Origin of the sequence: Microcystis sp. M049S2 (assembly GCF_020245625.1) — a bacterium.
GTDB classification, from domain to species: Bacteria; Cyanobacteriota; Cyanobacteriia; order Cyanobacteriales; family Microcystaceae; genus Microcystis; species Microcystis ichthyoblabe_A.
Genome location: NZ_JADBUN010000156.1, coordinates 1 through 22822, shown reverse-complemented (window position 1 = coordinate 22822; position 22822 = coordinate 1). Strand labels below are relative to the sequence as shown.

Here is a 22822-nt window from a genome sequence, read left to right as displayed (position 1 = left end):
TTTTATATCTAATTATCTGAATAATTTTTTTAGCCAAGTTAACCAAGATTTTTTCTGGGGGATTAATTGCGTCATTTCTCCGATAATCTCTCCCATACTTCCCCAAATATAAATATTTTTATTGAGGGATTGTATGGTTAAATTTTCTTGTAAAGCTAAACCGATGATACCGATCATTTCTGCTGCCTGATTACTGACTATTTGCGCTCCCAGTATTTTACCATCTTCTCGGTAGATTAATTGACAAAATCCGGTGGTTTCTCCCCAGATTTGCTGTGGGATCATATTTTTGATGGGATAGTTGATTATCTTTACCTCCTCACCATAGATCTCCTGGGCCGCTTTTTCAGTTAAACCCACCCAAGCAATAGCCGGCTCAAAAGCAATAAATGAGGGAATTTGATCGGGATTAAAGTTAAATTTTTCTCCCGTGAGCAGATGCTTGACTAACCCAAAAGCAGCCCGGTGATTTAAAGTAGGATCGGGATAATTATTTCTGAGCAAATTTAGGGCATAAATGCGGGAATTATCGGTTTGTAATTGCTGATTAACCCTAATTAATCCTTGCTCTAGTTTAACTCCCACCCCAGCCAAATTTAATCCCCGTTCATTGACTTGATAATTACCAGCAAAAATGAGATCATCAACTTCGATGACGCGATTGCCTAATTGTAGCCATTTTTGACCCTCGATCGCTTTTACTTGACTAGGACAATAGCCGGGTAAAATCTTAATTCCTTCCGCTTCTAAAATGGCAGTAACTAAATGGCATATTTCCCGATCAATATCCGGCAGTAGATAATTATCCTCGATAATTAAGCTAATTTCTTTCCCCAAACGTCGGAGAATTTGCGCTAAACTCACAGCCATGCTGCTGTTGCCAATAATCGCTAAATGTTGTCCCAACTTGTCTAAATTTGGCTCTTGCCAAAGGGTTTGAGCGGTAAAATAATTAACCTCATCTAAGCCAAAAATTTTCGGGACTTGTGGATAAAAACCCGGGGCGATAAGATAGTGTTTAGCCAACAATTGCCGACCGTTAACCACGAATCCTAAATGGGGCAGCCGGACAAATTCCCCCCCACCCGGGATCACATCTATTCCTTCCGTGGCTAATCTTGCCAAAGAATGATGTTTATTAATAGTTTTATCCACTTCCTCTAACCATTGCCGCAACCGTTGCCATTGGGGATAAATGGCCGTTTCTTGCCAATGATTCAGCAGTTTATAGAGATGGATAATTTGGCTGTACCCCTTGCTAAAAATTTCCTCAGATGCCTCTAAATTGTCGCTAGAAGGCTGTTGCACTAAAGCCACCCTTTTTTTGAGGTGAACAGCCAACAAAGCCGCTTCTATCCCCGCAGGAGTGGCACCGATAATTACTAAGTCGTAAACCACAAATATAAAGTCAAAAGTCAAAAGTCAAAAGTCAAAAGTCAAAAGTCAAAAGTCAAAAAAGGTGTTGGGGGTTTTGGGGTGTTAGGGTGTTAGGGTGTTAGGGTTTAAGGGTTTTAGTTGAAATTCCCCCACTTCCCCACTTCCCCCCGCAACGCGCACGAAGTGGTCTCCCCATTTCCCCATTCCCCCATTTCCCTACCACCTATCCCCTATCCCCTAACCCCTAATCCCTTAACTGATTACCGGCGCCGGTCTTGCAGTTTTTTATAGACATCTCGCAGGGGGACTTGATGATAGGCGAGGGCGACGAGAGTATGATAAAAAAGATCGGCCACTTCTGCAACAATAGCATCGCCATCATTATCTTTGCAGGCCATGACCACTTCTGCCGATTCTTCGCCGATTTTCTTGAGAATTTTGTTATCTCCCCCGGCCAAAAGTTTACAGGTGTAGGATTCCGGATGAGGATCGTCCCTGCGATCGCAAATTACCTTAAACAATTCCGAGAGGGTGTCGGCCGCTGGTGGTGATTTTTGCCAGTTTACTTGGTGAAAACAGCTTCTTTCGCCGGTATGACAGGCAATATCACCAATTTGCTCAATAGTTAGCAAGATAGCATCACTATCGCAATCGTAGCGAATTTGACGCACTTTTTGGATATGGCCTGAGGTGGCTCCTTTGTGCCATAATTCTTGACGAGAACGACTCCAATACCACGCTTCCCCGGTGGTGAGGGTTTTTTCGAGAGATTCCCGATTCATCCAGGCCATCATTAACACTGTACCATCAAGATAGTCTTGAGCGATTGCTGGTACTAAACCCTGGGGATTATAAGCGATCGCGTCGAGGGGAATAGCGGAGAGTAAAGAGGACATCAGTTTTTCGCGGTCAAGAATTATGGTGGGACAAATTGCCCAAAGCTTAATTATATAGCCTTGAGGAATTCCCCTAAATGGCCGCACAAATTTACCGAAAAATTGGGTTTAAAGCCTCGCCCTTTTAGGGCGACTTGATAGGATGTATGATATCAAGAATAGCGGGCAGAGTAAGCAGCCGCTTAAAAAACCCAGTCATCAACCGATGAACGCACCGTTCGGCAAAAGCTCACGGCCGAAGCCTTGAAAACTAAAGTTATGGGGTTCTATAGGGGAATGCTCCTATAGGTAAAAGCTCTAAGCGTCAAGTACCAAAGAAACTAATTATTTTAGAGGTTTTGAACTGTATCCTAGGGCATAGGAGAACAGGCTTCTGTAAGGTCGCGAAAGTTTGAGGAGAGAACCACCTCAAGGGTAAGCCAATTCTTTAGGCAGTTTAGGAAACGCTGACTACTCCCTCGGATAGTACCAAAAGGCGATCGAGTTCCAGCAACAGTCTTTAGCCATCAAAAGGGAGATCAGCGATCGCCAAAGGTAAGCCAATTCTTTAGGCAATTTAGGAAACGCTTACCGTTCCCTCGGATAGTACCAAAAGGCGATCGATAATTTACTTTAAAAACTCGTAGCGAGTTATCCCGCCACGATCGCAAGGATTTTTTAGCTGCTAACGAAAGAACCGTCATCACTCTCGCCGAAGTCCTTATCCAACAAAACCAACCCGAAAAAGCTTTTGAATGGCTCAACCTCGCTACTACCGCCGATCTCGCCGATTACAATCGTTTGATTAATGCCAAAGTTACCGATCCCGATGCACAAAAAGCACTTGATAACTGGAACACCGACAATCAACAACTCGAAGGAATGCGCCGACAACTACAGGATAAATACTAGGAAGAACTGGCACAACAGATCCGACAATTCGGGCGTTGTCAGATCAGAATATGAAAGATGCAATGCAATCCTTGCTACCCTTCGACTTGGCTCAGGGCAAGTCAAAGTAATTTCAGTTCCAAGCTGATTCGGAGCATCTTTCAATTTGACAACGCCCAAAAAACAAGCCTTTCGCTTTCCGATTTTACACCTCGGAACTCACGGCTGTTTTGAACTCGCTGGCTGTCCCAAATTAGGGTTTGCGGCAAAAAGTACGGGCGAAGCATTCGGATAGAAAATCTACGGTTTCACCGATAGGTTATTGCCCGAATGCTTCGCCCCTACAGGACGCGGGCCGATGAAGACGCAAGGTTTTGAAGCACGATTCTCTCAAAATCTTGCACCTGTTTGGCGAGAAAAGCCAAAAAACCCTTACCTTGCCTACATTTCACATTTATTCAGCAAACCCTAATTAAGCAGCCAATAATAACTCTTGATCGCTGATAATCAGGATTATTTACTAACTTTTAACTGCCGACATCTGCCGCATTTCTAAATACACTAATAAAGCGTTAATATCGGCGGGATTGACTCCGCCAATTCGCGAGGCTTGGCCGATGGTGGCGGGTTTAATTTTTGTTAATTTTTCCCGGGATTCCATTGACAAAGTTTCGATTTTCATGTAGTCAATATCGGGGGATAAATGACGGTTACTGTGGCGACTAATTTGGTCGATTTGATTTTGTTGTCGTTTCAGATAACCGGAATATTTAATTTCAATTTCTACCCCTTCTCTTTCGGCTAAATTTAAATCGGGATTACCCAAACCATAGCGATCGAGATCGAGATAATGCAAGCTAGGACGACGCAGTAAATCCGCTAAAGAGAGAGAACCTTTGATTTTTTGTTCTGTATCCTTAACGATGGCGATTGCCACCTCATCCCGTTCTTTAATTCTCGTTTCGTGTAGGCGTTCTTTTTCAGCGATAATATTAGCTTGTTTGCTCTGGAATAATTGCCAACGCCGGTTATCAATTAAACCAATTTCTCGCCCTAAAGGTGTTAATCTTTGATCGGCATTATCCGATCGCAATACTAAGCGATATTCAGAGCGACTGGTTAACATTCGATAGGGTTCCCGCAGATCCTTGGTACACAAATCATCGACCAAAGTTCCTAGATAACTTTCCTCCCGGGGAAAAACAATTAACTCTTTTCCTAGAGCAAACCGCGCCGCATTAATCCCCGCCACCAGTCCCTGGGCTGCCGCTTCTTCATAACCGGTTGTGCCGTTAATTTGTCCCGCACAAAATAACCCCTCAATCTTCTTCGTCATCAGGGTTGGATAACACTGAGTTGCTGGTAAATAATCGTATTCCACTGCATAGGCAGCACGCAACATCACACAGTTTTCTAAACCGGGTAAAGTCCGCAGCATTGCTAATTGAACATTTTCCGGCAGTCCCGTTGAAAAGCCTTGAATATAAAGTTCGGGAATATCGCGCCCTTCCGGTTCAATAAAAATTTGATGACTTTCTTTATCGGCAAAACGGACGATTTTATCCTCAATACTAGGACAATAACGCGGCCCTTTGGAGTCAATAAAACCGCCATAAATGGGGGATAAATGTAAATTATCTCTGATTAATTGATGAGTTGCCGCCGTGGTGCGGGTGAGATGACAGTTCATTTGTTCCCGTTCGATCCACACCTCCGGATCAAAACTAAACCAACGCACCTCGTCATCGGGCGGTTGCGGTTCCATGCGCGAGTAATCCACCGAACGCTTATCCACACGGGCAGGAGTGCCAGTTTTTAGGCGACCGGTCTCGAATCCGAGACGATTAAGGGTTTCTGTTAAACCCACCGCCGCAAATTCGCCCGCCCGTCCAGCTGCCATGGATTTGCCGCCGATCCAGATTTTGCCGCCTAAAAAAGTGCCAGTGGTTAAAATGACGGCTTTAGCGGCGAAACAAGTGCCGAAATAGGTTTCTACCCCTAAAACTTGCTCATTTGCCCCTAAAATCAGGTCTGTGGCCATGCCTTCCCGAATAACCAGATTTGCTTGGGTTTCGACGATACCTTTCATCACCGCCGCGTATTCCCGTTTATCGGTTTGGGCCCGTAGGGCCCAGACTGCTGGTCCGCGAGAGGCATTAAGAACCCGTTTTTGCAGATAGGTGCGGTCGGCCATTTTGCCAATTTCGCCGCCTAAAGCGTCCACTTCGTGGGTTAATTGGGATTTAGCCGGACCACCAACGGCGGGGTTACAGGGTTGCCAAGCGATTTTATCGAGATTAAGGGTGAGGAGAAGGGTACGACAACCGAGACGGGCGCAGGCTAGGGCCGCTTCACAGCCGGAATGGCCCGCCCCGACGACGATGACATCAAATTCGTCTTGAAAGTCTGCGGCTGAGGAGAAAGTCATACTCGATCGAGGGGAAAATTAATTAATCAGGCTAATATTCTAGCAATTTTTCTGAGTTTTCCCCCCAATATAATACAAGAATACTAACTAAGTCATTGACTAACACCAAAGCGATCGCATAAATCTAAAAACAATCTATATAATCCCTATTTACCCTTGCCTTTTCAGGGTATTACTGGCTAAGTATTATAGGTGCTTATGATATTTTCACGATCGTTTAAAGATTATAATCATGGATTTACTTGCCAATCCCGTTGCTTTGTCGCGGATACAATTCGCCATCACCGCTATTTTTCATATGCTTTGGCCGGTGTTAACCACTGGTATGGGAATTTATCTAGTTATTGTCGAAGGATTATGGCTAAAAACCCGCAATCCGGACTACTATCATCACGCTCGCTTCTGGTCAAAACTCTACATTCTCAATTTCGGCATTGGAGTTGCTTCTGGTTTACCGATGGCTTTTCAGTTTGGCATGAATTGGGCGCCTTTTTCGGAAGCAGTGGGGGACTTTTTCGGAACTATCCTCGGTTTCGAGGGAACCATGGCCTTTATGCTAGAGGCTAGTTTTCTAGGAATTATGCTGTTTGGTTGGGGACGAGTTCCCCCGTTAATTCACTTCCTAGCGACAATTCTCGTCGCTTTCGGGGCTAATCTTTCCACTTTCTGGATTTTAACCGCTAATTCTTGGCTGCAAACCCCCGCCGGTGGCATCTTCGTGGATGGTAAATTTATCGTTCAGGACTACCTACAAGCGATTCTCAATCCCTTCATGGTTAATAGTTTCCTGCATATGTTTTTCGCAACTCTGGAAACTTCTCTTTTCGTCATTGGTGGGATTAGTGCTTGGTATTTGCTCAATAAACGTCACATTAGCTTTTTTAGTCGTTCTCTCAAAATTATTCTTACTCTAGCGATTGTTATCGCTCCCTTGCAAATTTTTGTCGGTCATCTTAGTGCCGAACAAGTGTATCACTATCAACCGGCTAAATTAGCCGCCATGGAAGCGCAATGGGAAACTATTCCTGCGGGAGAAACTGCCGGTTGGAGTTTGGTTGCTTTACCCAAGGATAAAGCGGAGACAAATAGCTGGGAAGTGAAGATTCCTAATGCTTTGGGTTATCTTTTGGAGTTAAAACCCAAGTTATCGGAACCTGTTCTCGGCTTAAAAACGTGGAAATACGAAGACAGACCGCACATGGTGGGGCTAATCTATTATTCCTTCCGGATTATGGTCGCTATCGGTCTTTTTCTCGCTTCTTTAATGACTGTAACTGTCGGGCAATGGCTGCGCGGTCAACTGAGTAACGAAAAAATCGACAGTCAAAAATGGTTACTGCGCGCTTGGGTTTTTGCGGCCCCTCTGGGTTATCTTGCGGTTGAAACCGGTTGGATTGTCCGTTGTGTCGGTCGTCAACCCTGGACGGTTTACAATCAAATCCGGACAGTGGATGCTGCTTCTAAACTGCCCGCAGGCGAGATTTTAACCTCTTTAATCGGAATTACGGCGATTTATGTCGTTTTCTTGGTTTCTGCTCTCTATTTCGGTAGTCTTATTATCCGTCAGGGACCAAATCTTAACTTACCACTGCCGGGGACTCAACAGGAAAAAGTGACCTCACCAGAACTAAATCCTCGTTCCCTAGAAGCGCAACAATAGGAGGAACTATGGAACCGTTACAGTATTTTTTGCCACAAATTTGGTTTTTTATTCTGGGTTTATTCCTGTTTCTATACGTCCTCCTCGATGGTTTTGACTTGGGGGTGGGAATTCTTTCCCTGACTTCCTCCTCCGAGAAGCGTCGCAGTATTTTAATGACCAGTTTGGGCAATGTTTGGGATGCTAACGAAACTTGGATTGTTTTGATGGGTGGTTCCCTGTTTGGGGCGTTTCCCCTAGCTTACGGGACAATTTTAAACGCTTTATACCTGCCAGCAGTGATTATGGTAGTGGGGCTGTTATTTCGGGCTGTTTCCTTCGAGTTTCGTGAACATTCTCGTCGCAAGTTGTTCTGGAATTATGCCTTCGGACTCGGCAGTTTTTTGGCCGCTTTGGGGCAAGGATTCGCCCTCGGTGCGGTTTTTGAGGGCATTAAAGTGGATGAATTGGGTCATTTTGCCGGCGGTCCCTTTGATTGGTTAACATGGCGATCAATTCTAGTGTCTCTAACTTTAATCCAAGCTTATGTTTTAGTGGGTTCCACTTACCTAATTCTGAAAACTACGGGTAATTTACAGGAAGTTCACTATAAAACGGCAAAAATTGCCGCTATTACCACTTTTATCGGTGCTGTCTTTATCACCATCAGTACGCCGCTGCTTTCTGACCATATCCGTCAGCGTTTATTTGACCCTCGACTAATTTACATCTTTATCCTCATCCCGATTCTAGCTGTGGTCTTACTGGGTTTATTACTGCGGAGTTTGCAACTACAGGAAGAAAACACCCCCATGGTCTGGACAGTATTGCTGTTTATGCTCTCTTTTATCGGTTTGGGATTGTTGATTTTCCCCGATATTATTCCCCCGTCAGTGACAATTTATCAAGCGGCGGCCGCCCCTAGTTCTTTGGTGTTTATGCTGACTTTTGTGGGTTTTTTAATCCCAATTTTACTAGCCTATACGGTTTATAATTACATCGTTTTTCGGGGTAAAATTACTGCTGAATCCTACGGAGAATAGATGACGTTGCCGATTTGAGTTATCAATCTTCTTCGGTGGGATTTTTAAGGGGAAACTCTCTAAGCTGTTGGTAATTTAAATTGTTTGTTGAAAGGAGGCAATAGGCAATAGTAAAGGGATTGGGGCAGGGTGAGCGCATCTTAACAATCCTTGACAAAATGAACTTTATGTGAGTTGCTTACCCAGAGAGCGATTCAGGCATATTTGAGGAGAATTGGCTATCTCAATTGTTAAGCAAAAATCGACCCATTTGGTCGATTTCGTAACTATTCTGATTGACTGGTATCACCTGAAATGCCCATGGGGATCACAAAATTGGCCAATTGTCAATAGCTTTTGAGATGCTCTCACCCTGCATCTACGGTAATATGGACGTTTACGACCAGCGATGCTAGGGTCAAGCTGAAACATCTTTATCCTGTGTTTAAGGAGGAGGAATCGGGAGAATCTATTGCAATAAATTAGCTGAAACAGTCCACTACCTTTCTACCTTTCCTGAATTTTTACCCGTTTGTTTAATTGATTCATAGCCAGAGAAATCACCAGATTAAAGAATAAATAGGTGGCCATAACTACTATTAACATCTCTACAGCTTTTCCTGTCTGATTAGCGATGGTACTAGAGATAGCATAAATATCATTATAACCAATAGCGATCGCTAAACTAGAGTTTTTAACCAGATTTAAACATTCATTAGTTAAAGGAGGAATAATCACTGGCAAAGCTTGGGGAAAAATCACTAATCTCATCACTAATAAAGGTTTTAATCCCAAGGCTTTAGCTGCTTCCCATTGTCCCCGATTAACCGATTGAATTCCTCCCCGTACCGTTTCCGCGATAAAGGCAGCTGTGTAAACAGTTAAACCGATTAAAAGGGTGGCAAACTCGGAAGAAAGATGTAAACCGAAGTCAATATTTTGATTAAGAGGATTAACTTGGGGACTTTGCCATTGTAAACCCCAGATTAGAGGAATTATAACTAGGAGTATTAGGCTAGTTAGACATAAACTAAGTTTATTTTTTAGGTATAAAAATACTGAGATAATTATTCCTAAAGCAATGATAAATAAGGCTAACCATGTCCTGAAACTATTAGCGGGGAAAGGTAAATAGACTCCTGAGTTATTTAAAAATATACTGCCAAAGAACTCTAAAGATTCCTCAATCTTCGGCAGTTTTAGAAATACAGCAAAATACCAAAAAAATAATTGTAATAATAAAGGAGTATTGCGAATAGTTTCCACATAAATTGTTGCTAACTGACGAATTAACCAATTATCCGACAAGCGACCTAACCCGATGACGATTCCCAGACTAATCGCCAAAAATATGCCAGTAATCATAATGCGGAGAGAATTAACTAATCCCACCAAAAGAGCGCGAAAATAGGTATCGGTGGGACTGTAGGCAATAGGAGAGTCACCAATAGCAAAAGAGGCTGGTCGGTCAGGATCAAAGAGAAAGCCAAAGCCAAAACTTAAGCGTAGGCGTTGGAAATTAATCACTAAATTGCGACCAAAAAACCAGAAAATTAGGCAGACAATTAGCAGGATAATTACCTGTAGAAAAATCTTCTGAAATCGCTCATCGTACCAAAAAGAATTTTTTTGAGGTAAAGTCATAATGGGTGCATCTCAATTTTGGAGAAATATCTATATTACATTTGGGCGCACGCAGTTCGATAAACTCACTGACCACGATGCGCCCCTACCATTGGCGCGATAATATTATTGTAGGGGCGAATGGCATTCGCCCTCTTTTAATAACTTCTGCTGCTCACCTATATGTGAGAGAAAGTCACAAATATTAAGATGCACCCAGTCATATTTATTGTACAGTCCAGAATTTTTAACAAAAGAAATCGGTGACTTTTGGCCACCGATTGAGAAAATCAAAACAGACTTAGATAACTCCGAGACGGGAAAGACCGAGGATGACACCGGCGCCGAGGACATGACCAAAACTGGTAGTACCTAGTAAAGCGCCTAATCCCATACCACCGAATAAAGCGGGGGAAGGTAAAGCAGGACCGACATTTTGTTGTTTAATAGTCGCTTTACCGAAAGCAATAGCGAGAATATTGCAGATAATCATGACAATCGCCACTTTGGGACTCCATTCGCTGGAACCTTGTACGGCGGTGGCGGCCATTAATAGGGTTGAATACATTGAAATTCTCCTGAACAGGTCGTTTTAAGTTTTTAATCTTAAAGGTAGTTTTCACCCCACATCACGCCCTGTTGCAATACTTAATAATCAAAAGCAGAGGAGTCAACAATAAGGCCGATTCGTCTCCACTTATGAACTACTCGCTTAGTACAAATTCAAGTTTAAGCCTACTTCTTTAGCGAAGACGGCTAATCCTTTCTTTTCAATGGTTTTGATAGCTTTGGTGGAGATGCGTAGTTTTACCCAACGGTTGCCTTCCGACCACCAAACTCTTTTCCATTGTAGGTTAGCTTCTTGTAATTTTTTGGTGCGACGGTGGGAGTGGGACACCGCATAGGCGTTATTGGCCTTTTTCCCCGTCATAGTACAGACTCTAGACATAATTTACTCCTGTGCGATCGATGTTTGTCAATAGTCAACCTTTCTAGTTTAACTCAAATCTCGCCAGAAGTCCCCCCCTTCCCCTGGGTGAAGTGAACGGAGATAAATTTAACAGCAAGTGGGGGGATTAAGAAGTTGATTAAACCGGTTCACTGCTCAGACAATTTCCACAATTGCATCAGAGGTAATGGTGAGAATATTGTCAACAAATTTAGCTGTAATTTTTTACTGAATAAAAAATATTTTATAGCATTTCTCGCATCTGTGCGGCACACTTAAATCTTTGCTGATTAAACTGTTCAGGATCGGGAATGTACCTCTTGTGAATCAGAAACGCTATAATAAGTTTTACATAGTTTCTATTATTCTGGTTAATTCATTTTTATTTTTCCACAATTTTACTTGAAAATCTTGGTATATTTTGGCGATAAAAGGGGCTTGATTACCTTGAGTTATTTTTTCGATTTTATCGATTGTTTCGACAAAAATATTAATCATAGTCTGACGAGGTAAGTTGCCAGAAACTAGAACAAATACTTGAGCCTGATAACGGGCTATCTGTTGAACTTCTAAAATATTTCTACCAATGTTTACATCTTTAGTTAATACTATCCATCCTCTTTGACTAACAATAGGTAGCCACTCCGTATCCGGGGCATCTGGGGCAAAATGGGCATGATGAAATTCAATTTTAACCCCTATTTCTTGCAAAGCTTCACCGATAGACTTTCCTAAAGCGCGGTCGATAAAATAGGTGTATTGATAGGTCATGCCGCTTGCCAATTGCACTCGAATAAAATCGCTTTTTCAATTTGCCAAGGTTGACAATTATAATCATTGGCAATATCTTCTATAGAGTCCCCCGCATCATAAAGTTCTGTGACAACTTTAGTGGGAATTCCTGTTCCTGTGATCACGGGTTTTCCGAAGGAAATATTAGGGTCTATCTTTAGGACTTTATTGCTGAAGTCTTCCCCATTTATGTCGATAGTGGGAAAAAGCCGTGTGGCGATATCTTGTTCATCCCATTCAATACGAGTTAAGAGATTATTTAAGAATTGTTTCATCGTCAATTGTCCCGAACGGGAGGCATTAATTAAATGTTCAAATTGTTCAATAAAAAGGTCAATTCCATCGGTACTAAATTGTTTTTGAACCAGAGGATGATCGGTGTTAAATTGTTCACTAATATAGTCTAGGGCCAGTCTAACTTTATCGAGAGGGATGTTATGAACTTTGCGAATAACTCTTAAAACGTGCGCTTCCACTAAGTTAGTAAAGGAAAGTTGCGGAATATTCGGATTAGGTCGTTGAATGAGGGGTAAAAACTCTTTTTGTCCTTTTTTAGTGGGGTAGGTGCGTCCTCGTACCCACGTTCTCAGAGTGGGCAAAGGAATATGGAGATAGCGCGCAGTATCGGCTATAGTGTAGGTGGGAACATGATAGAGATGCTCTAGAGATAAGGGAGATGATGCTTTGACCATCGTTAATATTTTGGTGAAGTTGTTGAGATGAGATTATCGCCTATCATTTCATTTTAGCTAATTTTGGTATCCTTGAGGATAGGGATAAAGTAGGATGAGGGCATCTCAGTGGACATTGGGGGCTAAATGAGGTTATATTTTATCTATAGAAGAACGTTTGTATGTCGCAACGATAATGAGTAATTCACTGCCAAAATATCTAGAGGAAATCACAGGCATTTATCAACAGGGTAACGCCACAGAACACAGTTATCGTCCTGCTTTAAAAAAATTAATTGAATCCCTAAATAATAACCTACAAGCTCTCAATGAGCCAAAAAGGATTGCTTGTGGCGCTCCAGATTTTGTGATTAATCAGGGTATAGTAGAAATTGGCCATCTGGAAGCAAAAGATATCGGAACTTCTCTCAAAAAGGTTGAAAATACTCCCCAAATAAAACGTTATTTACAGGCTTTGGGTAATTTAATTATCACTGATCATTTAGAATTTCGTTGGTATGTATCGGGAGAATTGCGTCTATCAGCGTCCGTGGCAACTCTTAATCAAAAAAAGCAAATTAAACCTGATTCCCAGGGTATTTTACAAGTAGAACAATTGTTCTGTCAGTTTTTCCTCTCAAAAGTTATTCAGATAACAACACCGCGAGAATTAGCGAAAAAAATGGCCGCTTTAGCGCAGTTAATTCGAGATGCAATCGGCCAAGCTTTAAAAGATCAAGATTGCGGGGGAATGTTGCGGCAACAATTGCAATCTTTTCAACGAGTTTTAATTAGTGATCTCAATGAAGCGCAGTTTGCGGATATGTATGCACAAACAATCTGTTATGGTTTATTCGCAGCACGCTGTAATACGGATCAAATAAGTTCTTTTTCCAGGGAAACGGCAGCATTTCGACTACCGAAAACTAACCCTTTTTTGCGGGGAATTTTTCATCAAATTGCTGGTACAGAATTAGATGAGCGGATTACTTGGGCCGTGGATACTCTAGCGACTATTTTACAACAAACGGACATGGAGGGGATTCTCGGCAGCTTTGGAAAACGCACACGCAAGCAGGATCCTGTGGTTCACTTTTATGAGACTTTTTTAGCAGAATACGATAGTAAAATGCGTGAGTCTAGGGGGGTTTATTATACCCCTGAACCCGTGGTTTCTTACATGGTTCGCAGTGTGGACTATATTCTAAAAAATAAGTTTCAGATTCCTAAAGGTTTGGCCGATGCCAAAAAAATTACGATTAAAAATCCTAATAATAGCCAAGAAACTCAGGAAGTTCACCAAGTTTTAATCCTCGATCCTGCTGTGGGAACTGGCACTTTTTTACACTCGGTTATCGACCATATCTATGACAGTTTTCGTCAACAGAAAGGGATGTGGTCTAGTTATGTCAGTAAACATTTATTACCCCGTCTCTTTGGGTTTGAATTACTGATGGCTCCCTACACCGTAGCACACATGAAGTTAGGTTTACAACTTCAGGAATTAGGCTATGATTTTAGTGCCGATGAACGCTTGGGAATCTATCTCACTAACACCCTACAGGAAGCTTTTCAAATTCCCCCTGCTGATGGGTTTTTAAATCGTATTCGCGATGAAGCAGAGTCAGCACAAGGTGTTAAGCAAGAACATCCGGTTATGGTGATTATTGGTAATCCTCCCTACTCTGGACATTCCGTAAATACAGGAGAATGGATTAAGGAATTATTGAAGGGAAAAGATATTATTTCTGGAGAAAAAACTGCTAGTTATTTTGAAGTAGATGAGCAACCTTTAGGCGAAAAAAATCCCAAATGGTTAAATGATGATTATGTCAAATTTATTCGCTTTAGTCAATGGCGCATCGAGAAAACTGGTTACGGAATTTTAGCTTTTGTTACTAATCATGGTTATTTGGATAACCCAACTTTTCGGGGAATGCGTCAAAGTTTATTAAAAACTTTTGATGATATTTATATACTCGATTTACACGGCAACAGTAAGAAAAAAGAAGCTTGTCCCGACGGTTCACCGGATCAAAATGTGTTTGATATTCAGCAAGGTGTAGCTATTGGTATTTTTATTAAATATCACAATAGTTCTTCAAATTTAGCTAAAGTTTATCATGCTGATTTATGGGGCAAAAGAGAGATGATTGAGAATCAAGTTATTGTCTGTGGTAAGTATCATTGGTTAGAGGAAAATGATCTTTATTCTACTTCTTGGCAGGAATTACAACCTGATTCTCCTTTTTATCTATTTAAACCTCAGAATATCAATCTGCGCTCAGAATACGATCAATTTTGGAAGATTACTGAAATTATGCCAGTTAATAGTGTTGGTATCGTCACAGCTAGAGATAGTTTAACAATTCAACAGACTGAAGAAGAAACTTGGAATGTAGTTAATGATTTTGCAAGTCTAAGTATTGAAGAAGCAAGGCAAAAGTACAATTTAGGAAAAGATACAAGAGATTGGAAGGTTGATTTAGCGCAAAAAGATATTAGGCAATCTGGTTTATTAAAAAAGAATTTAGTGCCTATTTTATATAGACCTTTTGATTTAAGATACACCTACTATACTCTTCACTCAAGAGGCTTTCACTGTATGCCAAGAGGTGAGGTAATGCAGCATATACTAGCTGGGGAAAATATTGGATTAATAGCAACCAGACAAATAACTTCTTTGAATTTTTCTCACGTCAATGTATCAGAATCATTGATTGAATTGAAAGTAGGCTCACATGATAGAAACACGCAAATTTTACCTCTCTATCTTTACCCAACCAATACCCCAACCTTATTTGACACAGAACCAACCAACTCGCCAAATGGTCGCCGTCCTAATCTAGCGCCTGAATTTATTAACAAACTTTCGGCAAAACTTGAATTAGAATTTATCAATGATGGCAAAGGAGACAAAAAGAAAACTTTTGGACCAGAAGACATTTTTAACTATATCTATGCTGTCTTTCACTCTCCCCAATATCGCCAACGTTACGCCGAATTTTTAAAAATAGACTTTCCTCGTGTTCCTCTAACCAGTAATCAAGAATTATTCTGGGAATTAGTCAAAAAAGGTGACAGATTAGTACATTTACACCTAATGAAAGCAACGGGAAAAGAAATTAGTAGCTATCCCGTGGCGGGTTCTAATCTAGTCGAGCAGGTGAAATATGACGAAAATAAACAACAAATTTCGATTAATTCTGACCAGTATTTTGCGGGGATTCCGCTCCAAATTTGGAACTTTTATATCGGCGGTTATCAAGTGTGTCAGAAGTGGCTAAAAGACCGCAAAGGTCGCCACCTTAGCTACGACGACCTAGAACATTATCAACAAATTATCTCCATTTTGGGAGAATCGATCGCAATTATGGAAACCATAGATATAATTATCAATAAATATGGTGGTTTCCCCTTTAGTTAAGCCACCGGTGAGAGAAGATTAACTTAATTTTTGCCCACTGGCAAGAGTCCCTGTTCACCGATAAATGACTCTCTACTCCCAACGAGAGTGATACAATTGTTAACACCACAGATCAAGAGCCAATCGAAGCGAGAGAATAAAAACTGCTATGTTAAAAGCCCTACTCGGAGATCCCAACGCCCGCAAAATTAAAAAATTTCAGCCCCTCGTCACCGAAATCAACCTGCTGGAAGAGGATATTAAAAACCTGTCCGATGAGGAATTAAGGAGCAAAACCAGCGAATTTAAGGAAAGATTAGACAAAGCGAGAAATTATGACGAAAGAGAGGAGATTCTCGAGGAAATCCTCCCCGAAGCTTTCGCCATTGTCCGGGAAGCGGGAATCCGAGTCTTAGGGATGCGTCACTTTGACGTGCAGTTATTGGGGGGAATGGTACTGCACAAAGGACAAATCGCCGAGATGAAAACCGGGGAAGGAAAAACCCTAGTTGCCACACTCCCCGCTTATTTGAATGGATTGACCGGAAAAGGGGTTCACGTCGTCACCGTTAACGATTATCTCGCCCGTCGTGACGCGGAATGGATGGGGCAGGTACATCGCTTTTTAGGGTTAAGTGTGGGACTAATTCAAGCCGGCATGAGTCCAGAAGAAAGAAAGAAAAATTATGCCTGTGACATCACCTACACCACTAACAGCGAACTCGGCTTCGATTATCTGCGCGATAACATGGCTACAGTGATGGGGGAAGTTGTCCAAAGACCCTTTAACTACTGCGTTATCGACGAAGTGGACTCAATTCTTATTGATGAGGCCAGAACTCCATTAATTATATCAGGACCGATCGATCGACCCACAGAAAAATATATTCTCGCCGCCGAAATCGCCAAACAATTAGTGCGCCAAAAAGTAGAAGACGGACCGGGAGACTACGAAGTTAACGAAAAAGACCGTAACGTTTTAATGACCGATGAAGGCTTTAAAAGAGCGGAAGAACTATTAGGAGTTACCGATTTATACGACCAAGAAAATCCCTGGGCGCACTATATTTCTAACGCTATTCGTGCCAAAGAACTCCAGAAAAAAGACGTTAACTATATCGTCCGCAGTGGTGAAATTGTTATTGTTGATGAGTTCACGGGACGGGTATTACCGGGGCGACGTTGGGGCGATGGTTTACATCAGGCAGTGGAAGCTAAGGAAGGGGTAGAAATTCAACAGGAAACCCAAACCTTAGCCACGATTACCTATCAAAACTTTTTCCTACTCTATCCGAAATTATCCGGCATGACCGGGACGGCCAAAACCGAAGAAACGGAACTAGAAAAAGTCTATAACCTGCAAGTAACAATTATCCCCACTAACCGCGTTTCTCGTCGGCAAGATTTAGCCGATGTGGTCTATAAAAATGAACAGGCAAAATGGAACGCAGTCGCCGAAGAATGTCAACAAATGCACGAACAGGGTCGCCCGGTTTTAGTCGGTACTACCAGTGTGGAAAAATCGGAAGTGCTTTCGCTGTTATTACAGGAAAGAAAGATTCCCCATAACTTGCTTAATGCCCGTCCAGAAAACGTGGAAAGGGAATCGGAAATCGTCGCCCAAGCAGGCCGGGCCGGGGCCGTAACTATTGCTACGAATATGGCGGGACGGGGAACCGATATCATCCTCGGTGGTAACTCCGACTATATGGCCCGATTGAAAATTCGCGAGTATTTAATGCCCAAATTAGTTATGCCCGAAGATGACAATTTGGCCTTTAGTTTACCCAGTTTAGGAGAACGCAATCGCCCGCAAGGATTCGCCCCGGGTAAGAAGAAAAAAAACTGGCGTGCCTCGGCGGAAATTTTTCCCACCGAGTTACCGAAAGAGGTAGAAAATGCCCTGAAAGAAGCGGTTAAATTTGCCGTTGATACCCACGGAACTCAAAGTTTACCGGAATTAGAAGTAGAAGAAAAAATCGCTATCGCAGCCGAAAAAGCCCCCACGGATGACCAGGTTATTCAAAAGTTACGCGAAGTCTATAAATTAATTCGCAAAACCTATGAAGATTACACAGGCAAAGAACACGATGAAGTAGTAGAAAGGGGCGGACTGCACGTTATCGGGACGGAACGCCACGAATCCCGCCGTATTGACAACCAATTGCGAGGCCGGGCGGGCAGACAGGGCGACCCCGGTTCTACACGCTTCTTTTTAAGCCTAGAAGACAATTTATTGCGGATTTTTGGAGGCGACCGCGTGGCGGGTTTAATGGATGCCTTCCGGGTGGAAGAAGATATGCCCATTGAGTCGGGAATGTTGACTCGTTCCTTGGAAGGCGCGCAAAGAAAAGTGGAAACCTTCTATTATGATGCCCGGAAACAGGTGTTTGAATACGACGAGGTGATGAATAATCAACGGCGCGCTATTTATGCCGAACGTCGTCGGGTTTTGGAGGGGATGGACTTAAAAGAACAGGTGCTGCAATACGCCGAAAAAACCATGGATGAAATCGTCATGGCTTATGTGAATCCCGAACTGCCGGCGGAAGAATGGGATTTGGAAAAACTGATTAGTAAATCTCAGGAATTCGTCTATCTGTTGGCAGATATTACCGCTAAAGATGTCGAGGAGATGAGTGTCAATGATATCAAGATGTTCCTACACGAAGAAGTTCGTAAAGCCTACGAAATTAAAGAACGTCAAGTGGATAATATTCGCGCCGGTTTAATGCGCGATGCCGAACGTTATTTTATCCTGCAGCAAATCGATATGTTATGGCGCGAACATCTGCAAGCTATGGAAGCTTTACGCGAGTCGATTGGTTTACGCGGTTACGGTCAAAAAGACCCTCTAATTGAGTATAAACAGGAAGGCTACGAGATGTTTTTAGAAATGATGATTGATATCCGTCGCAATGTGGTTTATTCCCTGTTCCAATTCCAACCGCAAGGACAACCCCAAGCAGTGGCTAGTGAACAGTAAAAACTAAAAGTTGGCTTAAATTGGGGAGAATTGGCTAAGGCTGATTCTCTCATTTTTTTCTACCGAGAAATCAGTCACCCACAATCCAGACTAGGACAAAAATTATCAGTCCGATTACTCCATAGGACAACAACGACCCCAAAAAATTGATGATTTGTATGGGAAAATGAATCAAAACTTGGTAAGTAAAATCCGTAACTGCCAGCAAGGCAGTGAAAAATATAGTTACAAGTGTTATCATAAGTAAGTAGGATAAAATTAACTTTTTGGTTAGGATAGGCAAAAGGCAAGAGGCAAGAGGTGGTTAGATATGTGTAATTAATTGTGTTTAGTTAGTTCTTACCTAATATCTTCTCAATCTGATAGAATAAATGGCTATCCTTTGCGGTAATCGGCAGTGGATAGTCAGAAGTTAGGAGATTATCCCCAAGAAAATTCTACCGCAATTTGGGTGCATCTCACATTTGCAGAAACACCGACAATGAGGACTGCTCTATGAATATTCGTATTGGTAACGGCTACGATATCCACCGATTGGTAACAGGAAGACCTTTAATTTTAGGAGGAGTAGAAATTGCCCATACTGTGGGTTTATTGGGTCACAGTGATGCCGATGTCTTAACCCACGCTATTATGGATGCCATGCTGGGTGCGCTTAGTTTAGGCGATATCGGTCATTATTTTCCCCCCACAGACCCACAATGGCAAGGGGCGAATAGTTTAAAATTATTAGAACAAGTTAATCAATTAATTATCGATAAAGGTTGGCAGATTAATAATATTGATTCGGTAATTGTTGCCGAAAAACCGAAAATGAAACCCCACCTTAATGCGATGCGAGCCAAATTAGCAGAAACTCTCAAGATTAATCCAGAACAGGTGGGAATTAAAGCCACTACTAACGAACAATTAGGACCTGTGGGACGAGAAGAAGGTATCGCAGTTTATGCCGTGGTTTTATTGGTTAAGGAATAAGTAATTAGTAAAAATTTGCTGAGATTAAGTATCCATAACTTATGAATATAGACACAAAAATCTTAGAAACTGTCGAAACAATGCCAGAGTTCTTAAAAATAGAGCTGCTTCACTATGCTGAATATTTGATGGCCAATTATCAATCAGATGTTATTATAGAGAAACCTTCTCTTAGAAAACGTCGTTCAGGAATTTTACAAGGTACATTTACCTTACCTTTGTCTGATGATTTTGATGAGTCTTTGGAAGATTTTCAGGAATATATGTGATGACATCTTTTCTTCTGGACACCCATACTTTCATCTGGTTAACTGAAAACGATTCTAACTTGCCTAATAATCTTCGGGAGGAAATTGATTTTGCTCCTGAAGTTTATGTCAGTATTGTTAGTCTCTGGGAAATCGCGATTAAGTTAAATTTAGGTAAGTTAGCCCTACAAAAAAGTTATGAAACCATTGAAACTAAACTAGAAGCATCAGATGTAACCTTACTATCTATATCATTTTCTGATACTCTAAAAATTTGTACTTTACCCTTGCATCACCGAGATCCATTTGATAGAATGCTAATTGCTCAATCTCTAAACAGATCGCTAATTCTAATTAGTAAAGATACTAAATTTGATGCTTATAATGTAACAAGAAAATGGACATAATGCCTCGTTCGGCTTAATTCTATTCAAGATGAGAGCAAGATAAATTTCCTAATTCCCCATAGACTTCTAACATTCATTGCTAAATTCTCTCTATGACTGCCATTATCCAACAAATAAAAGAGCGTTTTTCCCAATCCCTAGTTAAATCCTTTGGTGAAAACTTCACTGGTACCGATCCTCTAATTGTCGCCGCTAGTAACCCCCGTTTTGGCGATTATCAATGTAATATTTCCCTCTCTTTAGCCAAAGAATTAAAACAAAAACCCCGGGAAGTGGCGGCAACTTTACTAAAAAATCTAGAGATAGATGATCTCTGTCAACCCCCCGAAATTGCTGGACCCGGTTTTATCAATCTTACCCTTAAACCCAGTTATCTAGAAACCCAATTAAAAGACCTAATTATTGACAACCGTTTAGGAGTTGCCACCGCTAACCCCAGTCAAAAAATTATTGTCGATTTTTCCAGTCCCAATATTGCTAAAGAAATGCACGTCGGTCACTTGCGATCGACTATAATTGGTGATTGTATTGCTCGGATTTTAGAATTTCGTCATCATCAAGTAATTCGTCTCAATCACGTCGGGGATTGGGGTACTCAATTCGGGATGTTAATTACCTATCTACAAGAAGCTTATCCTAGGGCTTTAACCCAAGCGGATGCTCTGGATTTAGGGGATTTAGTTAGCTTTTATAAAAAGGCTAAAATTCGTTTTGATGAAGACGAAAACTTTAAAGAAACTGCCCGTCAAGCCGTAGTAAAATTACAGTCAGGTGATCCTCAAAGTCGTCAAGCATGGCAGTTACTTTGTCAACAATCACGGCGGGAATTTCAGAAAATCTATGATATTCTCGATATAAAACTGACTGAAAGGGGGGAATCTTTTTATAATCCCTACCTTGAGACAGTAATCAGAGAATTAGATCAACAGGGATTGCTAACAGAAGACAACGGCGCTTTATGTGTCTTTCTCGATGGTTTTACCAACAAAGAGGGGGATCCTTTGCCCCTAATTGTCAAGAAATCCGACGGCGGTTATAATTACGCTACCACCGATTTAGCGGCAATTTGTTATCGAGTGCGTCAAGATAAAGCCGAAAGAATAATTTATGTTACCGATGCTGGACAAGCTAACCATTTTACCCAAGTATTTCAGGTGGCTAAAAAAGCGGGATTTTTACCCGATAATGTGGCAGTGGTTCACGTCGCTTTTGGATTAGTTTTAGGGGAAGATGGTAAAAAATTAAAAACTCGTTCTGGGGAGACGGTAAAACTACAAGAATTACTGGATCAAGCGATCGCCTGTTCCCTCGCTGACTTAGAAAAAAGACTAGCAAGCGAGGAAAGAGAAGAAACCAGCGATTTTATCGCTAATACTGCCGAAACCGTCGGATTAAGTGCCGTCAAATACGCCGATCTCAGCCAAAATCGCAATAGTAACTACGTTTTCAGTTACGACAAAATGCTCAATCTGCAAGGCAACACCGCCCCCTATATGCTGTACGCTTACGCTAGGGTTCAGAGTATCAGTCGCGAAGGTGGTATTAATTTTCAGGATTTAAGTGCCAATTCACCGCTAATTCTCAAGGATGAAAGCGAATTAATTCTGGCTAAACAATTACTGCAACTGCCGGAAGTAATTAGTGCCGTGGAAGAGGATTTATTACCTAATCGTTTATGTGATTATCTTTATGAACTCAGTAAAAAGTATAATCGTTTTTATGAGAATTGTCCCGTTCTGAAAGCAGCAGAACCGATTAAAACCTCCCGTTTAGTCTTGTGTGATTTAACGGCAAGAACCCTAAAATTAGGCTTATATCTCCTGGGAATACCCGTTTTGGAAAGAATGTAAATCAGTTATCAGTTATCAGTTCATCGTTTACTATTCACAGCAAAAAACTACCCAATTCATAATTCATAATTGATAATTCATAATTCCCACACCCTACACCCTACACCCTACACCCTACACCCCACACCCTACACCCCACACCCCACCCCTTGCATTGCGTATCTTTGACAAAACTGGGTGCTATTTTATACCCAGAAAAAGTGTACTATGCTGACGTTAAAAAACCTGAGTTTTTGCTAACCTAGAAATAGCTCTAATCAGAGCCAATATTTTTGGGCGAAGCTTAGAGATTAATCTAGTTAAACTGACTCGTGACGTTATCTTATTGTCGTCTGTTGCCTATTCGCTTTCAGGTGATAACTCGGAGATGGTAAGTTAGTACAAATGCTCAAACTTCCTCTCCCTGCTCCCTGCTTGCTCATAGACAGTCTTAACGAGTAATTTAGATAGTTAACAGCTTACTCCCGCATCTAGGCCGCTGACGCAATAAGCCACATCTGTTATCCCAGAGATGTTATCTTTAAAGCGGTCAAATGTCCGAAAGTCCTAGCCTGCATTATTCATGAAGACTTTGGAAAATCCTCGAAAGCCTTGGCAAGAAGTTCATCTAGCGATCTGGCTGAAAAACAGTCTGTTTTTTGAGATGTCCTCACAATCAGGTTTTTGCCAGTTGGTGAATAATG

At 41.7% G+C, this 22822-nt stretch carries 16 protein-coding genes and 1 pseudogene; 9 read left to right on the top strand and 8 right to left on the bottom strand.

Going from position 1 to position 22822, the window contains the following annotated elements:
• Window positions 1–12 precede the first annotated feature (12 nt).
• Together IM496_RS13795 and hisIE are read right to left on the bottom strand one after the other, a co-directional pair.
• The gene (locus tag IM496_RS13795; protein ID WP_287662240.1) at window positions 13–1398 is read right to left on the bottom strand and encodes a dihydrolipoyl dehydrogenase family protein; all 1386 of its coding nucleotides are present in this window, start codon (window positions 1396–1398) and stop codon (window positions 13–15) included.
• A 239-nt stretch (window positions 1399–1637) separates the two neighbouring features.
• A complete protein-coding gene (hisIE, locus tag IM496_RS13790) occupies window positions 1638–2273 on the bottom strand; it encodes a bifunctional phosphoribosyl-AMP cyclohydrolase/phosphoribosyl-ATP diphosphatase HisIE (protein WP_194013226.1) in 636 nt (211 codons plus the stop codon).
• Window positions 2274–2691: 418 nt separating this feature from the next.
• On the opposite strand from hisIE, the pseudogene IM496_RS13785 reads away from it, so the two are divergent.
• A pseudogene (locus tag IM496_RS13785) lies at window positions 2692–3164 on the top strand (tetratricopeptide repeat protein); the annotation flags it as partial.
• A 499-nt stretch (window positions 3165–3663) separates the two neighbouring features.
• Here the strand turns inward: IM496_RS13785 and mnmG are convergent.
• Complete coding sequence (gene mnmG / locus IM496_RS13780) at window positions 3664–5571, bottom strand: tRNA uridine-5-carboxymethylaminomethyl(34) synthesis enzyme MnmG (RefSeq protein ID WP_159297283.1); 1908 nt, start codon at window positions 5569–5571, stop codon at window positions 3664–3666.
• A 232-nt stretch (window positions 5572–5803) separates the two neighbouring features.
• On the opposite strand from mnmG, the gene IM496_RS13775 reads away from it, so the two are divergent.
• Together IM496_RS13775 and cydB are read left to right on the top strand one after the other, a co-directional pair.
• A complete protein-coding gene (locus tag IM496_RS13775; RefSeq protein WP_287234382.1) occupies window positions 5804–7231 on the top strand; it encodes a cytochrome ubiquinol oxidase subunit I in 1428 nt (475 codons plus the stop codon).
• 8 nt (window positions 7232–7239) lie between these two features.
• The gene (gene cydB, locus IM496_RS13770; RefSeq protein ID WP_287662238.1) at window positions 7240–8253 is read left to right on the top strand and encodes a cytochrome d ubiquinol oxidase subunit II; all 1014 of its coding nucleotides are present in this window, start codon (window positions 7240–7242) and stop codon (window positions 8251–8253) included.
• A gap of 486 nt (window positions 8254–8739) precedes the next feature.
• On the opposite strand, the gene IM496_RS13765 is transcribed toward cydB, so the two are convergent.
• The 5 genes from IM496_RS13765 to IM496_RS13745 form a co-directional block, all read right to left on the bottom strand.
• Window positions 8740–9876 carry an amino acid ABC transporter permease gene (locus tag IM496_RS13765; protein ID WP_287662237.1) on the bottom strand — a complete coding sequence of 379 codons (1137 nt, stop codon included), beginning with the start codon at window positions 9874–9876 and terminating at the stop codon, window positions 8740–8742.
• Window positions 9877–10156: 280 nt separating this feature from the next.
• Window positions 10157–10423 carry a photosystem I reaction center subunit PsaK gene (gene psaK / locus IM496_RS13760; protein WP_002734065.1) on the bottom strand — a complete coding sequence of 89 codons (267 nt, stop codon included), beginning with the start codon at window positions 10421–10423 and terminating at the stop codon, window positions 10157–10159.
• Window positions 10424–10567: 144 nt separating this feature from the next.
• Window positions 10568–10804, bottom strand: a complete 237-nt coding sequence (gene rpmB, locus IM496_RS13755) for a 50S ribosomal protein L28 (protein WP_002775299.1) — start codon at window positions 10802–10804, stop codon at window positions 10568–10570.
• A 348-nt stretch (window positions 10805–11152) separates the two neighbouring features.
• A complete protein-coding gene (locus tag IM496_RS13750) occupies window positions 11153–11575 on the bottom strand; it encodes a PIN-like domain-containing protein (RefSeq protein WP_151697272.1) in 423 nt (140 codons plus the stop codon).
• Complete coding sequence (locus IM496_RS13745) at window positions 11572–12288, bottom strand: DUF433 domain-containing protein (RefSeq protein WP_016516788.1); 717 nt, start codon at window positions 12286–12288, stop codon at window positions 11572–11574. Before IM496_RS13745 ends, IM496_RS13750 begins: the two co-directional genes overlap by 4 nt.
• Window positions 12289–12463: 175 nt before the next feature.
• On the opposite strand from IM496_RS13745, the gene IM496_RS13740 reads away from it, so the two are divergent.
• The 6 genes from IM496_RS13740 (at window position 12464) to argS (ending at window position 22139) form a co-directional block, all read left to right on the top strand.
• A complete protein-coding gene (locus tag IM496_RS13740) occupies window positions 12464–15694 on the top strand; it encodes a type ISP restriction/modification enzyme (RefSeq protein ID WP_287662236.1) in 3231 nt (1076 codons plus the stop codon).
• 148 nt (window positions 15695–15842) lie between these two features.
• Window positions 15843–18659, top strand: coding sequence for a preprotein translocase subunit SecA (gene secA / locus IM496_RS13735; RefSeq protein WP_287662235.1), 2817 nt, complete (start codon window positions 15843–15845; stop codon window positions 18657–18659).
• A 495-nt stretch (window positions 18660–19154) separates the two neighbouring features.
• On the top strand, window positions 19155–19634 hold the full coding sequence (gene ispF, locus IM496_RS13730; protein WP_045361179.1) for a 2-C-methyl-D-erythritol 2,4-cyclodiphosphate synthase: 480 nt from the start codon (window positions 19155–19157) through the stop codon (window positions 19632–19634).
• A 41-nt stretch (window positions 19635–19675) separates the two neighbouring features.
• Complete coding sequence (vapB, locus tag IM496_RS13725; RefSeq protein ID WP_002750932.1) at window positions 19676–19903, top strand: type II toxin-antitoxin system VapB family antitoxin; 228 nt, start codon at window positions 19676–19678, stop codon at window positions 19901–19903.
• On the top strand, window positions 19903–20289 hold the full coding sequence (locus tag IM496_RS13720) for a type II toxin-antitoxin system VapC family toxin (RefSeq protein ID WP_194013232.1): 387 nt from the start codon (window positions 19903–19905) through the stop codon (window positions 20287–20289). Before vapB ends, IM496_RS13720 begins: the two co-directional genes overlap by 1 nt.
• 92 nt (window positions 20290–20381) lie before the next feature.
• Window positions 20382–22139: an arginine--tRNA ligase gene (argS, locus tag IM496_RS13715; RefSeq protein WP_287662233.1), complete on the top strand. Its 1758-nt coding sequence runs from the start codon at window positions 20382–20384 to the stop codon at window positions 22137–22139.
• The last annotated feature ends 683 nt before the right edge of the window (window positions 22140–22822 follow it).

Excerpts from the sequence above, each read along its gene's own strand:
- vapB (WP_002750932.1), top strand. The coding sequence starts at position 19,676 with ATGAATATAGACACAAAAATCTTAGAAACTGTCGAAACAATGCCAGAG.
- IM496_RS13745 (WP_016516788.1), bottom strand. The coding sequence starts at position 12,288 with ATGGTCAAAGCATCATCTCCCTTATCTCTAGAGCATCTCTATCATGTT.
- ispF (WP_045361179.1), top strand. The coding sequence starts at position 19,155 with ATGAATATTCGTATTGGTAACGGCTACGATATCCACCGATTGGTAACA.
- cydB (WP_287662238.1), top strand. The coding sequence starts at position 7,240 with ATGGAACCGTTACAGTATTTTTTGCCACAAATTTGGTTTTTTATTCTG.
- IM496_RS13740 (WP_287662236.1), top strand. The coding sequence starts at position 12,464 with ATGAGTAATTCACTGCCAAAATATCTAGAGGAAATCACAGGCATTTAT.
- hisIE (WP_194013226.1), bottom strand. The coding sequence starts at position 2,273 with ATGTCCTCTTTACTCTCCGCTATTCCCCTCGACGCGATCGCTTATAAT.
- IM496_RS13765 (WP_287662237.1), bottom strand. The coding sequence starts at position 9,876 with ATGACTTTACCTCAAAAAAATTCTTTTTGGTACGATGAGCGATTTCAG.
- argS (WP_287662233.1), top strand. The coding sequence starts at position 20,382 with ATGACTGCCATTATCCAACAAATAAAAGAGCGTTTTTCCCAATCCCTA.
- psaK (WP_002734065.1), bottom strand. The coding sequence starts at position 10,423 with ATGTATTCAACCCTATTAATGGCCGCCACCGCCGTACAAGGTTCCAGC.
- rpmB (WP_002775299.1), bottom strand. The coding sequence starts at position 10,804 with ATGTCTAGAGTCTGTACTATGACGGGGAAAAAGGCCAATAACGCCTAT.
- secA (WP_287662235.1), top strand. The coding sequence starts at position 15,843 with ATGTTAAAAGCCCTACTCGGAGATCCCAACGCCCGCAAAATTAAAAAA.
- IM496_RS13750 (WP_151697272.1), bottom strand. The coding sequence starts at position 11,575 with ATGACCTATCAATACACCTATTTTATCGACCGCGCTTTAGGAAAGTCT.
- mnmG (WP_159297283.1), bottom strand. The coding sequence starts at position 5,571 with ATGACTTTCTCCTCAGCCGCAGACTTTCAAGACGAATTTGATGTCATC.
- IM496_RS13720 (WP_194013232.1), top strand. The coding sequence starts at position 19,903 with ATGACATCTTTTCTTCTGGACACCCATACTTTCATCTGGTTAACTGAA.
- IM496_RS13775 (WP_287234382.1), top strand. The coding sequence starts at position 5,804 with ATGGATTTACTTGCCAATCCCGTTGCTTTGTCGCGGATACAATTCGCC.